We start from the raw sequence: 19,012 nt of genomic DNA, 5'->3' as shown, positions 1-19,012 counted from the left end.
TCGACAGTTGCCCATGAGGCATAGCCAGTGATTCTAGTGACTCATCCTGATCTGCTATGAAAGTTTGAGAGCGACACTCCGCGAGTTCCTTTTGATAAAGTCCCAATGCTGTTTCAGCATCACTCTCACGATTGTCACGCAGCCTGAAATAGTCGTCACGACTAAGCTGACTTTGTACCATCTTGATATTCTGAACGATTATTCCGCATAGACCTCCTTCAATTTTCTCGGCGGATGACAGAGCTGACAGTTGTACATTCCGCTAATTAGCCGCTTGAGTCCAATGGCTACGGCCAGTCCCATCGATGCGAGGGATATCAGAGTCGAACAATAGATCGCTGAATTATTTCTTCTACCCTTGGCAGAAGGGGGGGGGGAACGTTTGGATATCCGTATTCATTGGTGTTTCTGCGTCAGTAATCGTTTGCAGTACAACTTAACAAAAATTCAACATAGCCGCTTTGAGAAACGTCTCAATGTTCATGAGCGGTGTTTGCCTTGAGATTTACGCAACCCGCCGGAAGCATTTTTAGCGTAATCAGACAATTCTCATGGTGCGCCCTGCTTTTCGATCTCATCATGACTTCAAATACGTTGCTCTGCCGAAGCCGTTACGGTTTCTCAAACGGGGACTGAGGCGTCACACCAACGGTGATCGAATCATGTGCAGGTGCTGACTGCCGCCCCCATTGCTGGCCTCGAACCGGTGCTGGTGGCGGTGGAGCTGGTACTTGAGTCGGGAAGTCTGAGCGCTGATCACATCCTCAATGTCCTTGCCCGCCTAAACTCCGCAGGATTACTGGAAGTGAACGTAAAGAACTCTTTATCCGAGTACAGCAAAGCCGAGCTCATCGAGCTGATCAATACCATCAAGAATGATGAAGGCAGCATCAACTACCAGCTCGCTCTAGTCATGCATTTCAAGAGGCTGGTGAAGCACCCGGCGAGCTCTGACCTGATCTTCTTTCCCGAGAATGGTGCTGACGACTCTGCCGAAGGTATCTGCCAAACGATCAAAGATCACTGCCTAACGAATGGACTGCGAGCGTTCACAGACTAATCAAGCCCCGCCCACATCAAGGGACTGTCATCCTGCACGTGTTGAAACTGAAGGTGTGGGCGGGCAGCGGATTCTACATCACTCGATCCAGCCAGTTCCTGGCCTCGCCGATTTTTGGGAATAGCTATAGGGTGGGGTCGCTTGTGTAGCAGCCTGAAAAAATAAGTTTGGTGGTTTTGCCCGAGGTGCTAAGTCAAGTGCGAGGGGGCCAAATGAAAGCCGCAGCTTTCCTAAAATAAGGTGGGGCACTTGGCCCCGGATAGCTTGATCAGAATCGCCCGTGCAACAACCAGCGTTACGCCGCCTTCGTCTCTTTCTTGATCCTGTACACCGTAGCGACACCACAGTCAGCCAGTTTGGCAATCTGATCAGCTGACATGGTTGGATGTTTCTGCATCAGCGCCTGTACCTCCGACCATTTGGCAGCATTCCTTCCTTTACCTGCTGGCTTCCATTCAGGCTCAGCAGCTTTCTTGTTCTCCAAACCCTGCTTGATGCGTTCCACGCGCTTCTCTTGATCCAGTCGAGCCATAGTTGCCATGAGGTCGATCAGCATGTTGTTGATCACGTCCGGCCTTTACACGCGCCAGTCGCACCGCTTACGAAACCGCATGTGGGGTAACGGTGAAAATTGCTCCATATGGGTGGTGCTCCAAGGAGGCCATTAACTGGGTAAGTTCAAGAATCTCAAAGGCACGGCGGATGGAATCCGGGGATTTTGCCAAAATCAGGAAGTCTTCAGAGTTCCCCTAAAGATAGTTAATTAAAAACATAATTTCAGCATTTGCCGTTCCGGGCACTATATCTGCTTGCGAAACTCCAGGAAGCCTAACATATTTTGCAAGCATATGGATATCATAGGATGGCATCCCGGGCCGAAATTCACGCGCTACAGTGAAGATGCCATTTAAATCATAATAGCCTCCATAATCACTTAATAATTGCAGTCCGACGCCCTTGGCAGTAGAAGAAGCGTTTAAACTAATCAAACCAACACGTGCATCTATTGCGGGTGAACTAGCGGCTGGTATCAGCCTATAATGTATCGCATTAATTACATTAGGGCATTCAGTGAGTCTAATAGAAAAAGAAATATATTGAGGATTGTTAGGATCAAACAATGTGCTTGCAGTTGGCGATCCCATACGAACATCTATTTTATCGGGTGAGCGGCAAGATTGCGCGATTACTTCCGTTGCTGTCACCGCGACACTCAAAACTCTAAGCCCATCACGCACATAGTATCCGAGCGTTCCGGCCGGGACTTTAGCACCATTTGAGAGATAGCTGCTATCTTTGACCAGCTCAATGCCGTGAGTTTCGCCATTAGAGTCATAATCGCCAGCAGGGTTGCGAGTTCCACTCGGATATTGCCCAACTGAACTACCTCCACGAGTCCAGCGCCATGCGAGGCCTGTATTATTACCAATTGGGAATGTCCCATTAACGTTGCTAACCCCAGCACTGATTGATCCGCTGAAGAAAGAGGTCGTACACTTGATCGAGTTGGACGGTGAAGCAAGTGTCGTTTCTGTCCGGTAGACAATTGTTCCATTAGTTGCATCTCTAGGAATTGAGATAGTTGGAGGCAACTTAAGTTGAATGGACGCCTCACGCTGACCTGGATAAAAGGTACATTCCGCGCTAACGGAAAGAGACAATATAGATATGACAAATAATAATGAAATTTTAATAATTACTACTTTCATGCAGTCTCCGAGAATATTTTTTGATAGCCGGTAGAGGCGCTTTCCATTTTAAAACGCTTAGTTGCTGCGCTTCTAACGCTGCTGAATGCCGGACATATCTCCTGAAAACAATACGAGAACTGCACCCGCGCCTTATATAAGAAATGTCTCTTTTTGTTCCGGCAGCACGTCGACGCAATGGCAACTGAATAGGACAAGCCGACGGAAAAATCCCCATGCTCGTTATCTGGACTGGCGCTTGCACTGTTCTGTATATCATTGGCTACGGTTGCGGCTGGGTGTATCGAGGGGTTTTCACGAGTTTTCAGCGTCGTAATTAGCCCCCAACAACACGCTCACTGGCCCCCGCCAACGAGCAATTCTCGAAGCATCTCAGCGATAGTCTCAACGGGCACGCCTGAACCGTAGACATCGAAAGTGATAGTGCCTGAGGCATGCCCCATTACAGCCTGTGCGTACGCCGTCGGTACACCTCTGGCCTGCATCAAGGACGCAAGCGAGTGGCGCATTGAATGAAACACCAAGCCAGGAGCAAAAGACTCTCCGAGAGCAGCAGGGATTGCCTGTTTGTTCGCCCACTCTCCTCCTGTTTTGTAACCTATCTGAGCCAATGACTCCGCCCCACTGAGCTTGCATGACTCGACGTACCGCAAGAATGCTGCGAGGTCGAAACCATAAGCCCCGTCAGTCAGTGGCACCAGTCGCTCACTGCGCTTGTTCTTAATTGACTTTCCTTCGCCTGCTTCGATGATGTGAATCGCTGTGACGCCTGAAGTTAGGTTTTGAACATCGCTTACCGACAACTGTGAGATTTCATTCAGACGTCCACCAGTAATTGCACCGAGACTCAACAGCCAACGTTTCCAAGAGGTGTCAGGGAGGGTGTTGGAGTAGGCAACCAGCTTGCTTATCTGATCCTGAGTGAACGCCTTACGGGTCGATTCAATGCCCTTCGTGAGCTTAAGTTTCTTGTCGTACGACTTGGACATGTGACCGTTTTCAACTGACCATGCAAGAACCGCCGAGAGCTTCACGATCAGCTTATTGACCGTTGAGGGCATTCGGCCATCTGCAAGACGATCACGCAAAGCTACAAGGTCAGCCCGTGACTGAGTCCGCATGTCCAGCTCTCCAAGAGCAGCAGAGAGAGTCCCGTGGCAAATCTTGGTTTCCTTAAGGGTCGATACCTTCTGGTCCTGCCCACGGTCAGCCAAATAGAGTGCTGAAAGAAACTCAAAGGTCACTGCTGGTGCGATTACAGGTACGGATACCGAAGCTCCCTTTTCGGATTTAAGAAGACTGAGCGACCTGCTCACGGAATCGGAGCGGCTATCGTGCAACGCCCCCCAAAACTGTGTGACGACCTCGCGTCCAGATTCAAATAACTCCGCTGAGACCAAACGGAAGTGCTCCTTCAGCTTGCTCCAAAGAGCGTCCGGGTTCTCCAAATGAAATGCCCTGACCAGCCCCGTGAGCTGCTCTGAGGTGTCTAATGCTTCCCGCCTATTGCTGGTCTGAAGAGAAACCGCAGCAGCCTCAGTGGTGCTACCCGTAGCCCTGAGACGCATGTAGTAAATACCGTTGCGTCTGTAGTGATAGGGCTTAGCAAGCCTTGTGGTTGGCTTCGAAGGAAAAGCGAGGGTTGTAACGGTGCTTGTAACAGCAGGTCGAACTTCAAGGATACTCATGGCGGTTAGCCCCTGTATTCATTGGGTTAACCTGAGTTCCTTGAAGTTCTGGATGTACTGCCGGGAGGATCTGCGCAAGTTGAAGCGGATCACCCTGTTGTGGGATTACATCCGCGAGGTGACCGAGCGCAATCAGGGCCTGCTGATGGGGCAGACCCGCGAGATGCAGTTCGCCGACTAGTCGGCGCTGACCACAATCGACACCCGGCGGTTTTCCGTGCGACCGGCCGCCGTATCGTTGGACGCCACGGGTTCCTTGCTGCCCAGCCCCTGCAACTGGATGTTCTCTTGTTTCATGCCGACTGTGCCCAGCACTTTGGCGACACTTTTCGCGCGGCGCAGCGACAGTTGCTGGTTGTAGGTTTCCTTGCCCGATGCGTCGGTGTGACCATCGACCCGCACGCGCTCGATGCCGACACCCAGCAGGGCCTTGCCGATGCGTTCGACGATCTCGGTGCTTTGCGTGTTCAGGCTTTCGACGTCGCTGCCAAACAGCACTTTCCCGGACAGGCCAAACTCCCAGCCCTCGTCAGTCAGCTCAAAGCCCTGTTGTTTGAGAACGGCGACTTGTGCCGGGGTCAGGCCTTTTTGCGGCGCAGTCTGGCAACCGGTCAGGGCCAGTACGGCCATCAACAGCACAGCATAAAAAGATCGAATGGACAGTGTGAACACGAGAGTCAGCTCCTGGTTTGAACGGAATCGACCGGGTGCTCCGCCCCGGTCGTGAATTGGGCGCCGCGCGACAGGCGCTTGGCTTGATACATCGCCGCATCGGCGGCATCGAGCAAGGCCCCCGGCGTGGCGCCATGATCGGGGAAAACCGCAATGCCGATACTGAGCGAGGTCACCACACTGGTGTCGCCCGGCAGCGCGATGGGCATGTCCATGCTGGCGAGGATCTTGTCGGCAATCCGCTCGGCATCTTCGACCTTGTGCAGCGGCGTGAGCAAAACGGCGAACTCGTCACCGCCCAGCCGTGCCACCAGATCCTCTTCGCGCAACTGCGCACGAACGCGATTGGCCACGGCCACCAACACCGCATCACCGGCGGCGTGGCCGAAGTTGTCGTTGATGCCTTTGAAGCGGTCACTGTCGAGAAACAACACGGCAACGCGCTCATTGTGTTTGCTGGCATTGCGCAACGCGCGGATCAGCCGTCCTTCGAAAAAGGCTCGGTTCGGCAAACCGGTAAGGCTGTCGTGACTGGCCTGATGAGCGAGGGTTTCGTTTTCGTTTTGCAGATGGGTTTGCCACGACTCCAGTTCGTCGAGCAGGGCGTTGAAGTCATTGCCGAGGTTGTCGAGTTCGGCGATTTGCGCCTGTGGCACGCGGCGGTCCAGCGCTCGTTCGCTACGCGCGGCGTGGGCCACACTGGCAAGACTGCGCAAGGGACCGGTGATCGCGCGTAACTGGCGACGCGCCAGATACAGCGCAACCCAGGCACTGATCGCCGTGCATAGAAAGATCCCGGCCAGACCGCTCAACAGAAAACGCATCAGGCTACCGCCGTGCCCCGTGAGCAGAATGCGCCCAATCTCGCGATCCTGATGGAGGATGGGCAGGCTGATCGGTTTCTCGAGAACGGCACGGGTGATCTGCATTTCCAAGCCGGAGAAAAAGCCGTTCTCTGGCCGTTGCCAATGGGCAAGCACATCACCCTGAGCGTCCAGCACTTGAGCTTCCGCCACCTCTTCGGTAGAGGCAATCAAGGCCAGCGCTTCGGTCGCGGCGGTCTTGTCATTAAACACAACGGCCGCTTCAACGGTGTAACTGATCGAACGGGCAATCAGGTGCAAATTGTGATCGGCGTACACCCGCAGCGCCAGAACACCGAGAAACGTCAGTGAAACGCTGGCCATCGCCACGCCAACCAGCGCGACAATCAAATGCCCTCGGCCTATGACCGAACCCAACGTCGGGCGGCTACTGGTTCTGAACAGTTTCATGGCGCCGCCGGTTTGCGACGCGACAATTGCAGCACGCTGGGGTGAATGCGCACGCCGCTGCGGGCTACGGAGTCGAGGTTAACCTCAAAGGATACCTGGTCATCGCCAACGCGCAGACAGAACAGACTGCCGACGGTGCACTGATCCCCGCCTTCGCTGATGCTCAACACAGGATGACCGATCAGCGATGCGAACAAGCGATTGCGTTCATCGGGCGTGAGTTTGCCGATGTACACCGCATCGCATTCGCTGACGATGGCCGGGTTATCGGCCAGCAGGCGACGTACGGTGACCGGCCGGCCGGTGGCTTGAGTGGTGCCTTTGACCAGATCGTCGGTGTATTCGGTCGGGCCGACGATGCACAGGCGCAATTGCGCCGGTTCCACTGGCCAGCGCGCGTAACTGAGAATGCCAAGAACAACCTGCGTGACAGATTTGGCCCGCTGTTCGGCCATGCCTGTCGGCGCTAGTGATTGCGCGAAAGCCGCACCCGTCAACAACCAGAGCAGACCGACAAGCAACGCGTGCTTGCAGACAACTACGCGCTCTGTCGCCCAGACAGACACCTTCATGCAGGGATTCTCTTGGATCGTAGCGAAATGATGCCGCAACGATAGCACAGCAGTGAAACACCAGCGAGACAGTGACCTCTGACCGGTTGGTCAGTAATCGCCGTCAATCGTCAGGATTTTCACCTCGCAGGCACGTCCCCCTCCTCCAGTTCCAGCATCAGTCCGCTCAGGCGTTTGACCCTGCGTTGCACCGCTTCTTCAAACACACCGGCGCGGGATTCGATCAGAGTGAACCAATGCTTGGCCCGGGTAATGCCGGTGTAGATCAATTCCTTGGTCAAAACCGGATTCAAGGCATCCGGCAGAATCAGCGCCGTGTGGGCAAACTCCGAGCCTTGGGACTTGTGCACCGTCATCGCGTAGACGGTTTCGACGTCATTGAGCCGGCTGGGCAGTACGAAACGCACGCCGCCCTGACCGTCGTTGCGCGGGAACGCCACGCGCAATACCGGTTTGCCCGCGTCGGGCCCTTCGCGCTCGGGCAGCTTGAGGGCGATCCCGATGTCGCCGTTCATCAAGCCCAGACCGTAATCGTTACGAGTCATCAGGACCGGACGGCCTTCGTACCATTGCTGGTCGTTTTCGATCAGACGTGCTTTGAGCAATGCGGCGGTGATGCGTTGATTCAGACCTTCGACACCCCACGGCCCTTTGCGCACGGCACACAGCAACTGGAAAGTGTCGAATGCTTGCAAGATTTCGCGGGCCCAAACGACCCAGTCCGGATGTTCGAGTGGCCGGCCCGAGGGTGGACGCTGATCACGCAGCACACTCAGATAACGGCGATAACCCTGCGGGCCGTCGCCGTGCCCTTCCAGCAACAGGCGCTCCAGCTTGTGATCCTGTTCGCCCTTGAGCGGCAACGAATACACATCGTCATAGTGCCCGGCCGCGAGCAACCGACGCGCTTCATCCGGCAGCTGTTGATTGACCCGACGCGCGAGCTGACCGATGCCGCTGCCCTCGCCAAAACGCCGGGAGTGACGCAGCATGACCACTTGCTGGGCCAAGGGGTGAGCGCCATCGACGTCTTCATGCAAACCACTGTCCTGCAGCGACTCACCGCTGACCGACTCCAGCCACTGCCGGGTCTGCGGGCTGTACCAGCCACTCTCGGCGTCACGGCATAAATCTCCCAGCACCGCACCGGCCTCCACAGAGGCCAATTGGTCTTTGTCGCCGAGTAGTACCAGTCGGGCATGGGGTGGCAAGGCATCGAGCAGATTGGCCATCATTTCCAGGTCGATCATCGAAGCTTCGTCGACCACCAGCACATCCAGTGGCAGGCGATTGCCGGCATGGTGCCGAAAGTGCCGGGTGCCAGGACGACTGCCCAGCAGACGGTGCACGGTGGTGACGTCGCAAGGGATCTTCGCCCGCACCTCTTCGGTGACTTTCAGCGACTGCACTTGTTGGCTGATGGACTCGGTCAGCCGCGCCGCTGCCTTGCCCGTCGGTGCCGCCAGGCGAATCCGCAGCGGATGACCGGCAGCGACTGCGGGCGCTTGAAGCAGGGCCAGCAAACGCACGACCGTGGTGGTTTTGCCGGTCCCCGGACCACCGGTAACGATGCTGAAGGCACCACGGGTCGCGATGGCACAGGCGAGTTTCTGCCAGTCGATTACCTCGCCGGTTCTCGCTGATCCGAACAACTCATTCAAGCGCTGCGGCAGATCGTCCGGCGTCGGCTCGACTTGTTGCAGGCGCTGGCGCAACGCCGTGTCGATGCGCCGTTCGTAGGTCCAGTAACGTCGCAGATACAGGCGTTTCCCCGCCAACACCAACGGGCGTTGCTGTGCGAAATCGCTGGTATCCGCCGCCAATGCGATCAGAGCGCTGCCCGCCAGCACCTTGCACCAGTGAGCACCATCGAGCGCCTCGAGCAATTGCGAAGGCAGCAACAACACACCACCTTGCACATCTCCTTCGGGGGGCAGCGAAAGTGCGAAGTCGGGAGCTTTCAGGGTTTCGTACAGATCAAGACAGACGTGACCGTGGCCAAGTTGATGACTGGTCAGGGCCGCCGCGAGCAACACCAGCGGATCCGTGTCGCGCTCGAGTTCGTGAAGGAATGCGACGAATGCTTTGTCCAGCGCTCGCAACCAGCCGCGCTCGACCCAACGCGTCAGCAATATCAACAAGTCATCAGCGCTGGTCAGCGGCGAAAGTTTCGACAGACTGTCGGCTGCCAACGGCGTGGGTAGCAGGTCGGCAAAGGTGCGGCTCATAGCAGGACTCCCTGTTCCCAGGCGGGTTCGGTCTTGGGTTCGGGTTTGCCTTGGAACATCCGGTCGAGGCGTTCGATCAGCTCGCGGGGCGGACGAATAAAATAGACACCGCGACTGTCGGCGCGAGTACCGCGCAGAAACAGATACAACGCCCCGCCGACATGTCGGTCGTAGTCATAATCAGGCAGCCGGGCCTTGAGTTGGCGGTGCAACGCCAGCAGGTACAACACGTATTGCAGGTCATAACGGTTGTCGAGGATCGACTGTTCCATGGCCTGCTCGGTGTAGGCCAGATCATCCACGCCGAGCCAGTTGGATTTGTAGTCGGCCACGTAGTAACGGCCATTGTGTTCAAAGGTCAGGTCGATAAAGCCTTTGAACATGCCGTTGAGTTGCACCGGTTCTGCCGCCACGCGGGCCACGCCCCTGTGAGTGTGCTGCCGGACCAGTTCGTCGAGTTTGAGCACGTCGACTTTATGGCTGGCGAACCAGAACTCCATCTCGACGCGGTATTGCTTCAGCTGTTCCAGAACAACCGGCGGCTGCCCGCCTGCAACTGGCAGTGGCGACTTGAGCAGATGCTGCAGCCAGTCACTCAGGGTGGTAATCCAGCCTTCCCAGCCACGCAAGTTGCAGCGACGGGCGATCGCATCTTCCAGCGCCTCGCGGGTAACGGCAAAGCCGTCATCACCGGCCCATTCCAGCAAACCGTGAAGAAACGTTCCTGGATTGGGGCCACGGGGAAAGCGATGGATATCGGCGCCACCGGAAATGATTTCTCGCGGGGCGTCGGGATCGAGGCGCTCATCATCGAATAGTTTTTGCGCTTGCGGACTGTCCGGTGCCTCATCGCTGCCGACACTCAACACGTCGCTGATGCGCAAGGCGCTGTAGGAGGCGATCCACCAGTTTTCGCTGGCCTTGCGCTTGGGCAACAGCGTGGCACTCAGCACGGCGTCATTGCGTGGCGGCTGGTAATGCTCATCGGTAGGTGGCGGCATTTCACCGGTGCTGATGGCCGGGCAATCTTGTTGCAGGTCTTGCAGCCAGCGTTTCAGTTCGCTGGACTCGCCTAGAGATGCGCCACCACCGAGCAAATAACCCAGCGCAGAGAGGTGCAGCACCGAGCTGTTGTTATTGCCACGCTTGAGATCCGTCACGCCCAACCAACAGGCGTGCTGCGCCCGCGTCAGGGCAACGTAGAGCAGGCGCAGGTCTTCGGCCAGACGCTCGTCGTCCGCTTGCGCAATCAGTTCGGCGGTTGGCTTGAGGCTTATCTGGGCCTTTCCCGCGCCGTCGTGGTAATGCAGCGGCAAGCGGCTGCCATCCACGGGTTTCGCCGAACAAATGAACGGCAAGAACACCAGTGGATATTCCAGGCCCTTGGACTTGTGGATGGTCACGACTTTGACCAGCTGCTCGTCACTCTCCAGACGCAGAATTTGCTCTTCACCGGCCTGACCGGACACGGCCAGCAGTTCGCCGAGATGGCGGATCAGCGCTTGTTCGCCGTCCAGTTCCGCAGCCGCTTGCTGCATCAGTTCCGACAGATGCAAAAGGTTGGTCAGCACGCGCTCGCCATCCGTGCGTGTCATCAGGGTTTGCGGCAGGTGAAAGTCGTGCAGCAGGCGTCGCAACATCGGCAGCACGCCTTGCTTGCGCCATAGCTCGCGATAGCCACGGAACTGCATGACTCGGGTTTCCCAGACCAACTCGTCCTGGTTCAGACGTTCTAGCTCTGCCAATGGCAGGTTCAAGGTGATACAGGCCAGCGCGGCTTTCAGGGAACGTTCGACATCCGGTTCGGCACAGGCCTTGAGCCAGGACAACAGATCGTGCGCTTCTTGGGCCGCGAATACCGAATCCTTGTCCGAGAGATAAACACTGCGCACACCTCGGCTGGCGAGTTCACTACGTACGGCCTGGGCTTCTTTGCCGTCGCGTACGAGAATCGCAATGTCGGACGGCCTCAGGCCTCTGAAGTCTTTGCCGTCCTGAGTGAACCCTGCGCTAGCGTTTTGCCCGCCATTGAGCAACGCGGTGATTTCGCTGGCGCACGCGGCTGCCAACTGTTGGCGATAGACCGCGCCCGACAGTGGCTGGTCGGTGGACAAGTGCCAGACATTCAACGCCGCGACAACTTGCCCGGCAACTTGCAGCTGTTCCCCGCGCCCCTGAGATTCGACGGGGAGGAACGGCACCGGGTTTTCGCCGTTTTTCTCGCGGAACAAAAACGCGCCGCGGCCCTGCTCTCGGGACTCGGCGCGCTCGAATACATGATTGACCGCGTTGACCATGCCGTGGCTGGAACGGAAGTTGGTACCCAGCGTATGCAGTCGGCCAGTGGTGGCCTGACGCGCGCGCAGATAGGTGTAGATGTCTGCACCGCGGAAAGCGTAGATCGCCTGCTTCGGATCACCGATCAGGAACAAGCCGGTCTCGGGACTGTTGTCTTCGATGCGATAGATGCTTTCAAAGATTCGGTACTGCACCGGATCGGTGTCCTGAAACTCATCGATCAGCGCGACCGGAAATTGCTCGCGAATCAACGTCGCAAGGCGTTCACCACCGTCGGATTGCAAAGCCGCATCCAAACGTAACAGCATGTCATCGAAGCCCATCTCGGCGCGACGCCGCTTCTCTTCTTCAAAGCGTCTGCCTACCCATTTGGCGGCATGTTGCAGCACAGCGGCATCGGGGGTCGGCAATGCATCGAGACTCGACTTGAGCTTTGGCATGGCGTCCAGGCCCGGATGGTTCGGGGCCTGACCTTTCCACGCTTCGGCCATGCCGTCGGGGGTCAGTCGGGTGAAACCGGTGCCGATATCGAGTTGCTCCAGCGACTCGTCTTCAGCCCATGCCTTGAGCTTTTCGAACCACGGCTCGAAGTACCGCGCCTGCATCTTGCGCCCGTCGACGGTTTTGCTCGCAACGCCTTGCTGGCAGATGGCGAGCAATTCGTCTGCCCACTGCCGCCAAGGCATTTTCAGTTCGATCAGCGCTGCACGGCGCTCTTGCAGGCATTCATCGATCAGCTCTGCCGGAGCCTTTCCCTCGTCACTGTCGCGCTCACTCGCAAACAGGCCGCGCACACGAGGCAGCAATGCCGCAGGGCCGCCCCAGTTGCTACGAACCCAGTTCAAGGCATCGCCCTGCATCGGGTAACAGAACAGTCGCCAGTAATCGCGCAGCACTTCGCCGAGCAAGTCGCTGTGATCGGTTTCCAGCGATTGAGTGAACAGGCTGCCGCTGTCGAACGCGTGCTCACGTAGCATGCGCTGACACCAACTGTGGATGGTCGAAACGGCGGCCTCGTCCATCCATTGCGCAGCGACATCGAGGCGGTTGGCACAACCTGGCCACTGCTGTGGTTCGAATTGATCGCGCAGTTCAGTAATCAGTCCGTCAGGGGCAGGCGTTTCGTCACGAAAAAATCGCGCGGCCTCAGCCAGACGCGTGCGTATGCGCTCACGCAGTTCCTTGGTCGCGGCATCGGTGAAGGTGACAACGAGAATTTGCGGCGGCAGCAATTCACGACCAAACCCGTTCGACTCGCCACCGTGCCCCAGGATAAGCCGCAGATAGAGCGCAGAAATCGTGAAGGTTTTACCGGTACCGGCACTGGCTTCGATCAACTGGCTGCCCTGTAACGGGAAGGCCAGTGCGAGGGGTGTCTTTGTGCTCATGCGCGAGTCCCTTCAGTGGACAGTGAACGCCAGGGTGCTTCAAACAGTGGGCGGTACAACGCGCCGCACCAACCGGAGAATGTTTCGTCCTCCAGCAATGCATCGAAGTCGGCGTATTGCCGAGACAACGCCGGGCTCTCGCGGCGCTCGCCTTCGCTGGTCTGCCCGTCACCTTCATACGCTTTACGTGCCGCGGCTTCGGCCTTCAGGGGATCGGTCTGGGAAAGCCACGCAAAAGCGGTTTTTACCGCGATTGGCAGCGGCTGTCGCATGCCTGCCTGCCAGGCGAGGAGCAAGTCACCAAGGAAACGTATCGCCCGTGCTGGCTCCATGGGTTCAAGCAGCAAGGTATCGTCGCTGGCGACCAATGCTGTCGTCAGCGAAAGTCCACTGGCGCAGGCCACCAGATGATTGATCCAGGGTTTGGTCAGGCGATGCCATTTGCGGCTTTTGATCGAGCCAATGCTGTTGGGAATGGTCGTGACCGACAGCAGGCCACCGTCGGTGCGCTGGTGCAGCCCGGCGAGCCAACCTTCAAGACGCAAACCCTGCAACTCCAGATTGATCGGCATCGCACTGTTCAGTGGGGTCGGCCAAAGTGTCAGCAATTGTTGATAACGTTGCAGCAAATCCGGCAAAGGTTCGATCAACTCTCGTTGCAGGCACTCGCCAAACCCGGCCATTGGCAGCAGACCGCTGTTCTGTAGACGTCGGGCCAGGGCATTCAGAGCCTGATCGACATTGTCCGGTTGCCGGAGAGCGGCTTCGAGCAGACTGTCGCTGAGCGTATAGCGCTGCAATGCATCCAATACGAAGGGTTCTTCGTCGGCCAGCGGCGCTTCGGCAGCCTCGAAATACACCTTGAGGCGCTGGGTGAAAAAATGCCGAACGGGATTGCGCAAGAAATCCTGCAACAGAGCAAGGCTCAACGGCTCCTCTTGTACATAAGGGGTAAGTCGCTGAGTTTCGTTTTGAGGCTCATGCTGTTGATGCAGAACCTGCCATTCACTGGCATAGCTGAAGAGCTGATCGCCTTCATGAAAATAGCGCGCACTGAACGGCTGCAGCGGATGCTCTTGCGTCATGGCACCCAGCAGATCACGATTTTCGTCGAGCAATCGCCAGCCGCTGGCGAGGTGATCGCGCAATTGGCCGATCAACACTGAAGCCGGCCGCTCGCTGTTATCGCGGATGCTACGACCAACCCAACTGATGTACAGCTGGTTGCGTGCTGACAAAAGCGCTTCAAGCAAAAGATAGCGGTCGTCCTCACGCCGCGAACGATCACCCGGACGGTAGTCGCTGCCCATGAGGTCGAAATCCAGCGGCGGCTGCGCACGGGGATAATCGCCGTCATTCATCCCCAGCAGACAGACCAGTTTGAATGGAATGGCGCGCATGGGCATCAGCGTACAAAAATTCACGGCGCCGGCCAGAAAGCGCTGAGACAAGCGCCCCTGATCCAGCCCCGCGAGCCAGGCTTCACGAACCACAGTCAGTGGCAGCTCATCCGCAAGGCCTACAGCCTCGCACGTTTCCAGCCAGGTCTCACGTAGCTCTTCGAGCTGGGTCAACAAGTAGTCGTCATGCTCGTTGCTGGCTTTGAAGAACAATTGCATCAGCGCTTGCAAGCGATCCCCCCACTCCTTGGGTTGAGCGGGTTGGGTGAGCTGTTGATGGGCGAGTTCCAAGGCATCGAGCAGAGCCACCAACGGCCCGATCAGTGCGGCGTCGAGTCCGCCGATTTCATCATAAGGTTCGATCCCTTCACAGGCGTTGGCGCTGCCGACGGCATACCCCAGGAGCATGCGGCGCAAACCGAAATGCCAGCTGTTTTGCTCTAATTCGTCGGGTAACCCCAGGCCCGCGCGTTGCTCGGCATTCATGCCCCAGCGCACGCCCGCACCTTCGATCCAGCGGTGCAGTGTTGGCAGGTCGCGCTCCTCCACACCAAAACGCGCGCGAAGTGCGGGAACATCGAGCAGGTCGAGAATTTCACTGACCGGGAAACGACTGTCGGGAAGCTTGAGCAGGTGTTCGACCGCGATCAATAGTGGATCACGACCACGTTGCCCCTGATCCGCCAATGTGAAGGGGATGAACCGCGAATCATGGCGGTCAAGTTGACCAAACACTGCGCGGATATGCGGTGCGTAGCTATCGACATCAGGCACCATCACGATCACATCGCGGGGGCGCAGATCCGGGTTGGCACTGAAGCGCGCCAGAAGCTGGTCGTGCAGTATTTCAACTTCACGTTGAGCGCTGTGGGCAATGTGAAAACGGATCGACTCATCAAGAGTCAGATCAACAGCGGGCCAGTGTTCACGGGTTTCATTGAGTGGGCGCAACTCCAGGATGTCGTCCTGTAGTTGATTGAGCAGGTTGTGTGGCTGAGTATCGCTGAACAGGTCTATGCGACCATCGCGAAAAGCCGCCCGATAGCTGTTGGGGTCGTCATAACTGTCGAGCAGGTTGATGTAGTCCCGGCCTTGTTTGCCCCATGCGGCCAATAGTGGATGAGCGTGTTGATGCAAAGCATCAGGGTCCAGGACTGTGGGCATTCCAGTCTTGCGCGATTGCCGCTTGTATTGATGCCGCAACAGGTCCTTGTCGGCAACAATATCGGCCCAGTGGTGTCGGCAGGGATTATGTACACACAGCAGGACCTGACTGAAACGCGCAAGCCCGGCCAGTGCTTCGAGCACTTGGGCTGGCAGCGAAGAAATTCCGAAAACGATCACTCGCGAAGGCAATCCCGCAGGAGCTTCGGTCAGGTTGTTGATGCGCTCGATAAACCGTTGGTGAACGCCGGCACGACTCTGCGCCATCCCCTGTTCGCCTACGTCATCCAGCAGCGCACGCCACAACTCTGCCTGCCAGCAACTGGTCGGCGGCAGTGGTTTTACTTCGCCCCTGACGCTGCGCAACTGATGTCGACCCTCGGCCCAGTCTTCCAGCCAGTCAGCACGGTACACCTGATACTGGTCGAATAGGTCCGCTAAACGTTCGGACAGTTGATAGCGCTTGCGCAAGTCAGTGTCATTGATGAGGAAGCGTTGCAGCGGTTCAAAATGCGGACGATCGATAACTTGGGGAAGCAGGCGCATGAGGCGCCAGGTCAACGGGGCTTTATCCAGCAGCGATTTGGGAGGAATTTCATCTCGACCCAAGACCATGCGATAAAGCTGCCACATGAAACTCCCCGGCAGTTGTACATCAATCGCCGCTGCAATGCCGCAACCTCCGAGGTCGTCTTCCTCTGGGTCTTCAGCCAAGGCCAATTTGAGCCACTGGGCAATTCCGTTGCTCTGCACCAGAGCTATTTCGTTTTCCAGGGGAGCCAGCGGATAACGCCGCATTATGCTGATCACAAGGCTGCGCAGTTCGTCCAGGCTATTGCTCTGAACCACCATGAATGCAGCATTGAGGGACTGGGCGTCCGGCATAAAGGTTTCCTTGGAAAAGTACGAAAGCCAGGGCAGAACCTTAGCATTGTCGGCAGGTTGTGACAGCCGGACGGCGTCCGCGAATGCTGTAAGAACTTTCCTGCGGGCAAAACAAAACCCCAACTGCTTTCGCAATTGGGGTTTCGGAATTTAATCTTGACGATGACCTACTCTCACATGGGGAAACCCCACACTACCATCGGCGATGCATCGTTTCACTGCTGAGTTCGGGATGGGATCAGGTGGTTCCAACGCTCTATGGTCGTCAAGAAATTCGGGTACCGAATCGTGGCCAGAGGGCCGCGCTTCAGCAAATTGGGTATGTGGTAGCTTTCGGTGTTTTGTGCTGCCTTTTTAGGTGCAGTCGAACTTTCGGTTCGTTTCGTCTTCACACACCGCAATCTGGTGCTCTCTCGAGTCAGCAAATTGCTTGGGTGTTATATGGTCAAGCCTCACGGGCAATTAGTATTGGTTAGCTCAACGCCTCACAGCGCTTACACACCCAACCTATCAACGTCGTAGTCTTCGACGGCCCTTCAGGGAACTCAAGGTTCCAGTGAGATCTCATCTTGAGGCAAGTTTCCCGCTTAGATGCTTTCAGCGGTTATCTTTCCCGAACATAGCTACCCGGCAATGCCACTGGCGTGACAACCGGAACACCAGAGGTTCGTCCACTCCGGTCCTCTCGTACTAGGAGCAGCCCCTCTCAAATCTCAAACGTCCACGGCAGATAGGGACCGAACTGTCTCACGACGTTCTAAACCCAGCTCGCGTACCACTTTAAATGGCGAACAGCCATACCCTTGGGACCGGCTTCAGCCCCAGGATGTGATGAGCCGACATCGAGGTGCCAAACACCGCCGTCGATATGAACTCTTGGGCGGTATCAGCCTGTTATCCCCGGAGTACCTTTTATCCGTTGAGCGATGGCCCTTCCATACAGAACCACCGGATCACTAAGACCTACTTTCGTACCTGCTCGACGTGTCTGTCTCGCAGTCAAGCGCGCTTTTGCCTTTATACTCTACGACCGATTTCCGACCGGTCTGAGCGCACCTTCGTACTCCTCCGTTACTCTTTAGGAGGAGACCGCCCCAGTCAAACTACCCACCATACACTGTCCTCGATCCGGATAACGGACCTGAGTTAGAACCTCAAAGTTGCCAGGGTGGTATTTCAAGGATGGCTCCACGCGAACTGGCGTCCACGCTTCAAAGCCTCCCACCTATCCTACACAAGCAAATTCAAAGTCCAGTGCAAAGCTATAGTAAAGGTTCACGGGGTCTTTCCGTCTAGCCGCGGATACACTGCATCTTCACAGCGATTTCAATTTCACTGAGTCTCGGGTGGAGACAGCGCCGCCATCGTTACGCCATTCGTGCAGGTCGGAACTTACCCGACAAGGAATTTCGCTACCTTAGGACCGTTATAGTTACGGCCGCCGTTTACCGGGGCTTCGATCAAGAGCTTCGCGTTAGCTAACCCCATCAATTAACCTTCCGGCACCGGGCAGGCGTCACACCCTATACGTCCACTTTCGTGTTTGCAGAGTGCTGTGTTTTTAATAAACAGTCGCAGCGGCCTGGTATCTTCGACCGGCATGAGCTTACGGAGCAAGTCCTTCACCCTCACCGGCGCACCTTCTCCCGAAGTTACGGTGCCATTTTGCCTAGTTCCTTCACCCGAGTTCTCTCAAGCGCCTTGGTATTCTCTACCCAACCACCTGTGTCGGTTTGGGGTACGGTTCCTGGTTACCTGAAGCTTAGAAGCTTTTCTTGGAAGCATGGCATCAACCACTTCGTGTTCTAAAAGAACACTCGTCATCAGCTCTCGGCCTTAAGATCCCGGATTTACCTAAGATCTCAGCCTACCACCTTAAACTTGGACAACCAACGCCAAGCTGGCCTAGCCTTCTCCGTCCCTCCATCGCAATAACCAGAAGTACAGGAATATTAACCTGTTTTCCATCGACTACGCTTTTCAGCCTCGCCTTAGGGACCGACTAACCCTGCGTCGATTAACGTTGCGCAGGAAACCTTGGTCTTTCGGCGTGGGTGTTTTTCACACCCATTGTCGTTACTCATGTCAGCATTCGCACTTCTGATACCTCCAGCAAGCTTCTCAACTCACCTTCACAGGCTTACAGAACGCTCCTCTACCGCATCACCCGAAGGTGATACCCGTAGCTTCGGTGTATGGTTTGAGCCCCGTTACATCTTCCGCGCAGGCCGACTCGACTAGTGAGCTATTACGCTTTCTTTAAAGGGTGGCTGCTTCTAAGCCAACCTCCTAGCTGTCTAAGCCTTCCCACATCGTTTCCCACTTAACCATAACTTTGGGACCTTAGCTGACGGTCTGGGTTGTTTCCCTTTTCACGACGGACGTTAGCACCCGCCGTGTGTCTCCCATGCTCGGCACTTGTAGGTATTCGGAGTTTGCATCGGTTTGGTAAGTCGGGATGACCCCCTAGCCGAAACAGTGCTCTACCCCCTACAGTGATACATGAGGCGCTACCTAAATAGCTTTCGAGGAGAACCAGCTATCTCCGAGCTTGATTAGCCTTTCACTCCGATCCACAGGTCATCCGCTAACTTTTCAACGGTAGTCGGTTCGGTCCTCCAGTTAGTGTTACCCAACCTTCAACCTGCCCATGGATAGATCGCCCGGTTTCGGG

Annotated in this window: 9 protein-coding genes, 2 rRNA genes and 3 pseudogenes (1 of these 14 cut by a window edge); 3 read left to right on the top strand and 11 right to left on the bottom strand. The window is 56.4% G+C overall.

All coding sequences use genetic code 11. The features are described from left to right. Positions 1-599: 599 nt before the first annotated feature. Both P3G59_RS03610 and P3G59_RS03605 read left to right on the top strand, forming a co-directional pair. A pseudogene (locus P3G59_RS03610) lies at positions 600-784 on the top strand (IS21 family transposase); the annotation flags it as partial. 21 nt (positions 785-805) lie between these two features. Beyond that, positions 806-1,060: a bacteriocin immunity protein gene (locus P3G59_RS03605; RefSeq protein ID WP_277762109.1), complete on the top strand. Its 255-nt coding sequence runs from the start codon at positions 806-808 to the stop codon at positions 1,058-1,060. Positions 1,061-1,355: 295 nt separating this feature from the next. On the opposite strand, the pseudogene P3G59_RS03600 reads toward P3G59_RS03605, so the two are convergent. The 3 genes and pseudogenes from P3G59_RS03600 to P3G59_RS03590 form a co-directional block, all read right to left on the bottom strand. Further along, positions 1,356-1,631, bottom strand: a pseudogene (locus P3G59_RS03600) (helix-turn-helix domain-containing protein); the annotation flags it as partial. Positions 1,632-1,809: 178 nt separating this feature from the next. Further along, positions 1,810-2,769: a fimbrial protein gene (locus P3G59_RS03595; RefSeq protein ID WP_277760492.1), complete on the bottom strand. Its 960-nt coding sequence runs from the start codon at positions 2,767-2,769 to the stop codon at positions 1,810-1,812. Positions 2,770-3,104: 335 nt separating this feature from the next. Next, complete coding sequence (locus tag P3G59_RS03590; RefSeq protein WP_277760491.1) at positions 3,105-4,457, bottom strand: tyrosine-type recombinase/integrase; 1,353 nt, start codon at positions 4,455-4,457, stop codon at positions 3,105-3,107. A gap of 37 nt (positions 4,458-4,494) precedes the next feature. Between P3G59_RS03590 and P3G59_RS03585 the strand changes: the two are divergent. Further along, positions 4,495-4,638 (top strand): annotated as a pseudogene (locus P3G59_RS03585) (LysR family transcriptional regulator); the annotation flags it as partial. Here the strand turns inward: P3G59_RS03585 and P3G59_RS03580 are convergent. From P3G59_RS03580 to P3G59_RS03545, 8 genes are all read right to left on the bottom strand, one after another. Further along, positions 4,635-5,129, bottom strand: coding sequence for an OmpA family protein (locus P3G59_RS03580; RefSeq protein WP_277760490.1), 495 nt, complete (start codon positions 5,127-5,129; stop codon positions 4,635-4,637). The pseudogene P3G59_RS03585 and the gene P3G59_RS03580 overlap by 4 nt on opposite strands. Positions 5,130-5,134: 5 nt before the next feature. Further along, complete coding sequence (locus P3G59_RS03575) at positions 5,135-6,403, bottom strand: diguanylate cyclase (protein ID WP_277760489.1); 1,269 nt, start codon at positions 6,401-6,403, stop codon at positions 5,135-5,137. Next, positions 6,400-6,975: a YfiR family protein gene (locus P3G59_RS03570; RefSeq protein WP_277760488.1), complete on the bottom strand. Its 576-nt coding sequence runs from the start codon at positions 6,973-6,975 to the stop codon at positions 6,400-6,402. Before P3G59_RS03570 ends, P3G59_RS03575 begins: the two co-directional genes overlap by 4 nt. Positions 6,976-7,094: 119 nt before the next feature. After that, positions 7,095-9,203, bottom strand: a complete 2,109-nt coding sequence (gene recD / locus P3G59_RS03565) for an exodeoxyribonuclease V subunit alpha (RefSeq protein ID WP_277760487.1) — start codon at positions 9,201-9,203, stop codon at positions 7,095-7,097. Next, a complete protein-coding gene (recB, locus tag P3G59_RS03560; protein WP_277760486.1) occupies positions 9,200-12,889 on the bottom strand; it encodes an exodeoxyribonuclease V subunit beta in 3,690 nt (1,229 codons plus the stop codon). The genes recD and recB overlap by 4 nt, the downstream gene beginning before the upstream one ends. Further along, positions 12,886-16,338 (bottom strand): exodeoxyribonuclease V subunit gamma, encoded by a 3,453-nt coding sequence (gene recC, locus P3G59_RS03555; protein ID WP_277760484.1) that lies wholly within the window; start codon positions 16,336-16,338, stop codon positions 12,886-12,888. The genes recB and recC overlap by 4 nt, the downstream gene beginning before the upstream one ends. A 154-nt stretch (positions 16,339-16,492) precedes the next feature. After that, positions 16,493-16,608: ribosomal RNA gene (gene rrf / locus P3G59_RS03550) — 5S ribosomal RNA — on the bottom strand. Between the two features lie 171 nt (positions 16,609-16,779). Continuing rightward, positions 16,780-19,012 (bottom strand): 23S ribosomal RNA (locus P3G59_RS03545) (it continues 661 nt past the right edge of the window).

The organism is Pseudomonas sp. A34-9 (genome assembly GCF_029543085.1).
Lineage (GTDB): Bacteria > Pseudomonadota > Gammaproteobacteria > Pseudomonadales > Pseudomonadaceae > Aquipseudomonas.
This window is presented reverse-complemented; position numbering and strand designations above follow the sequence as displayed.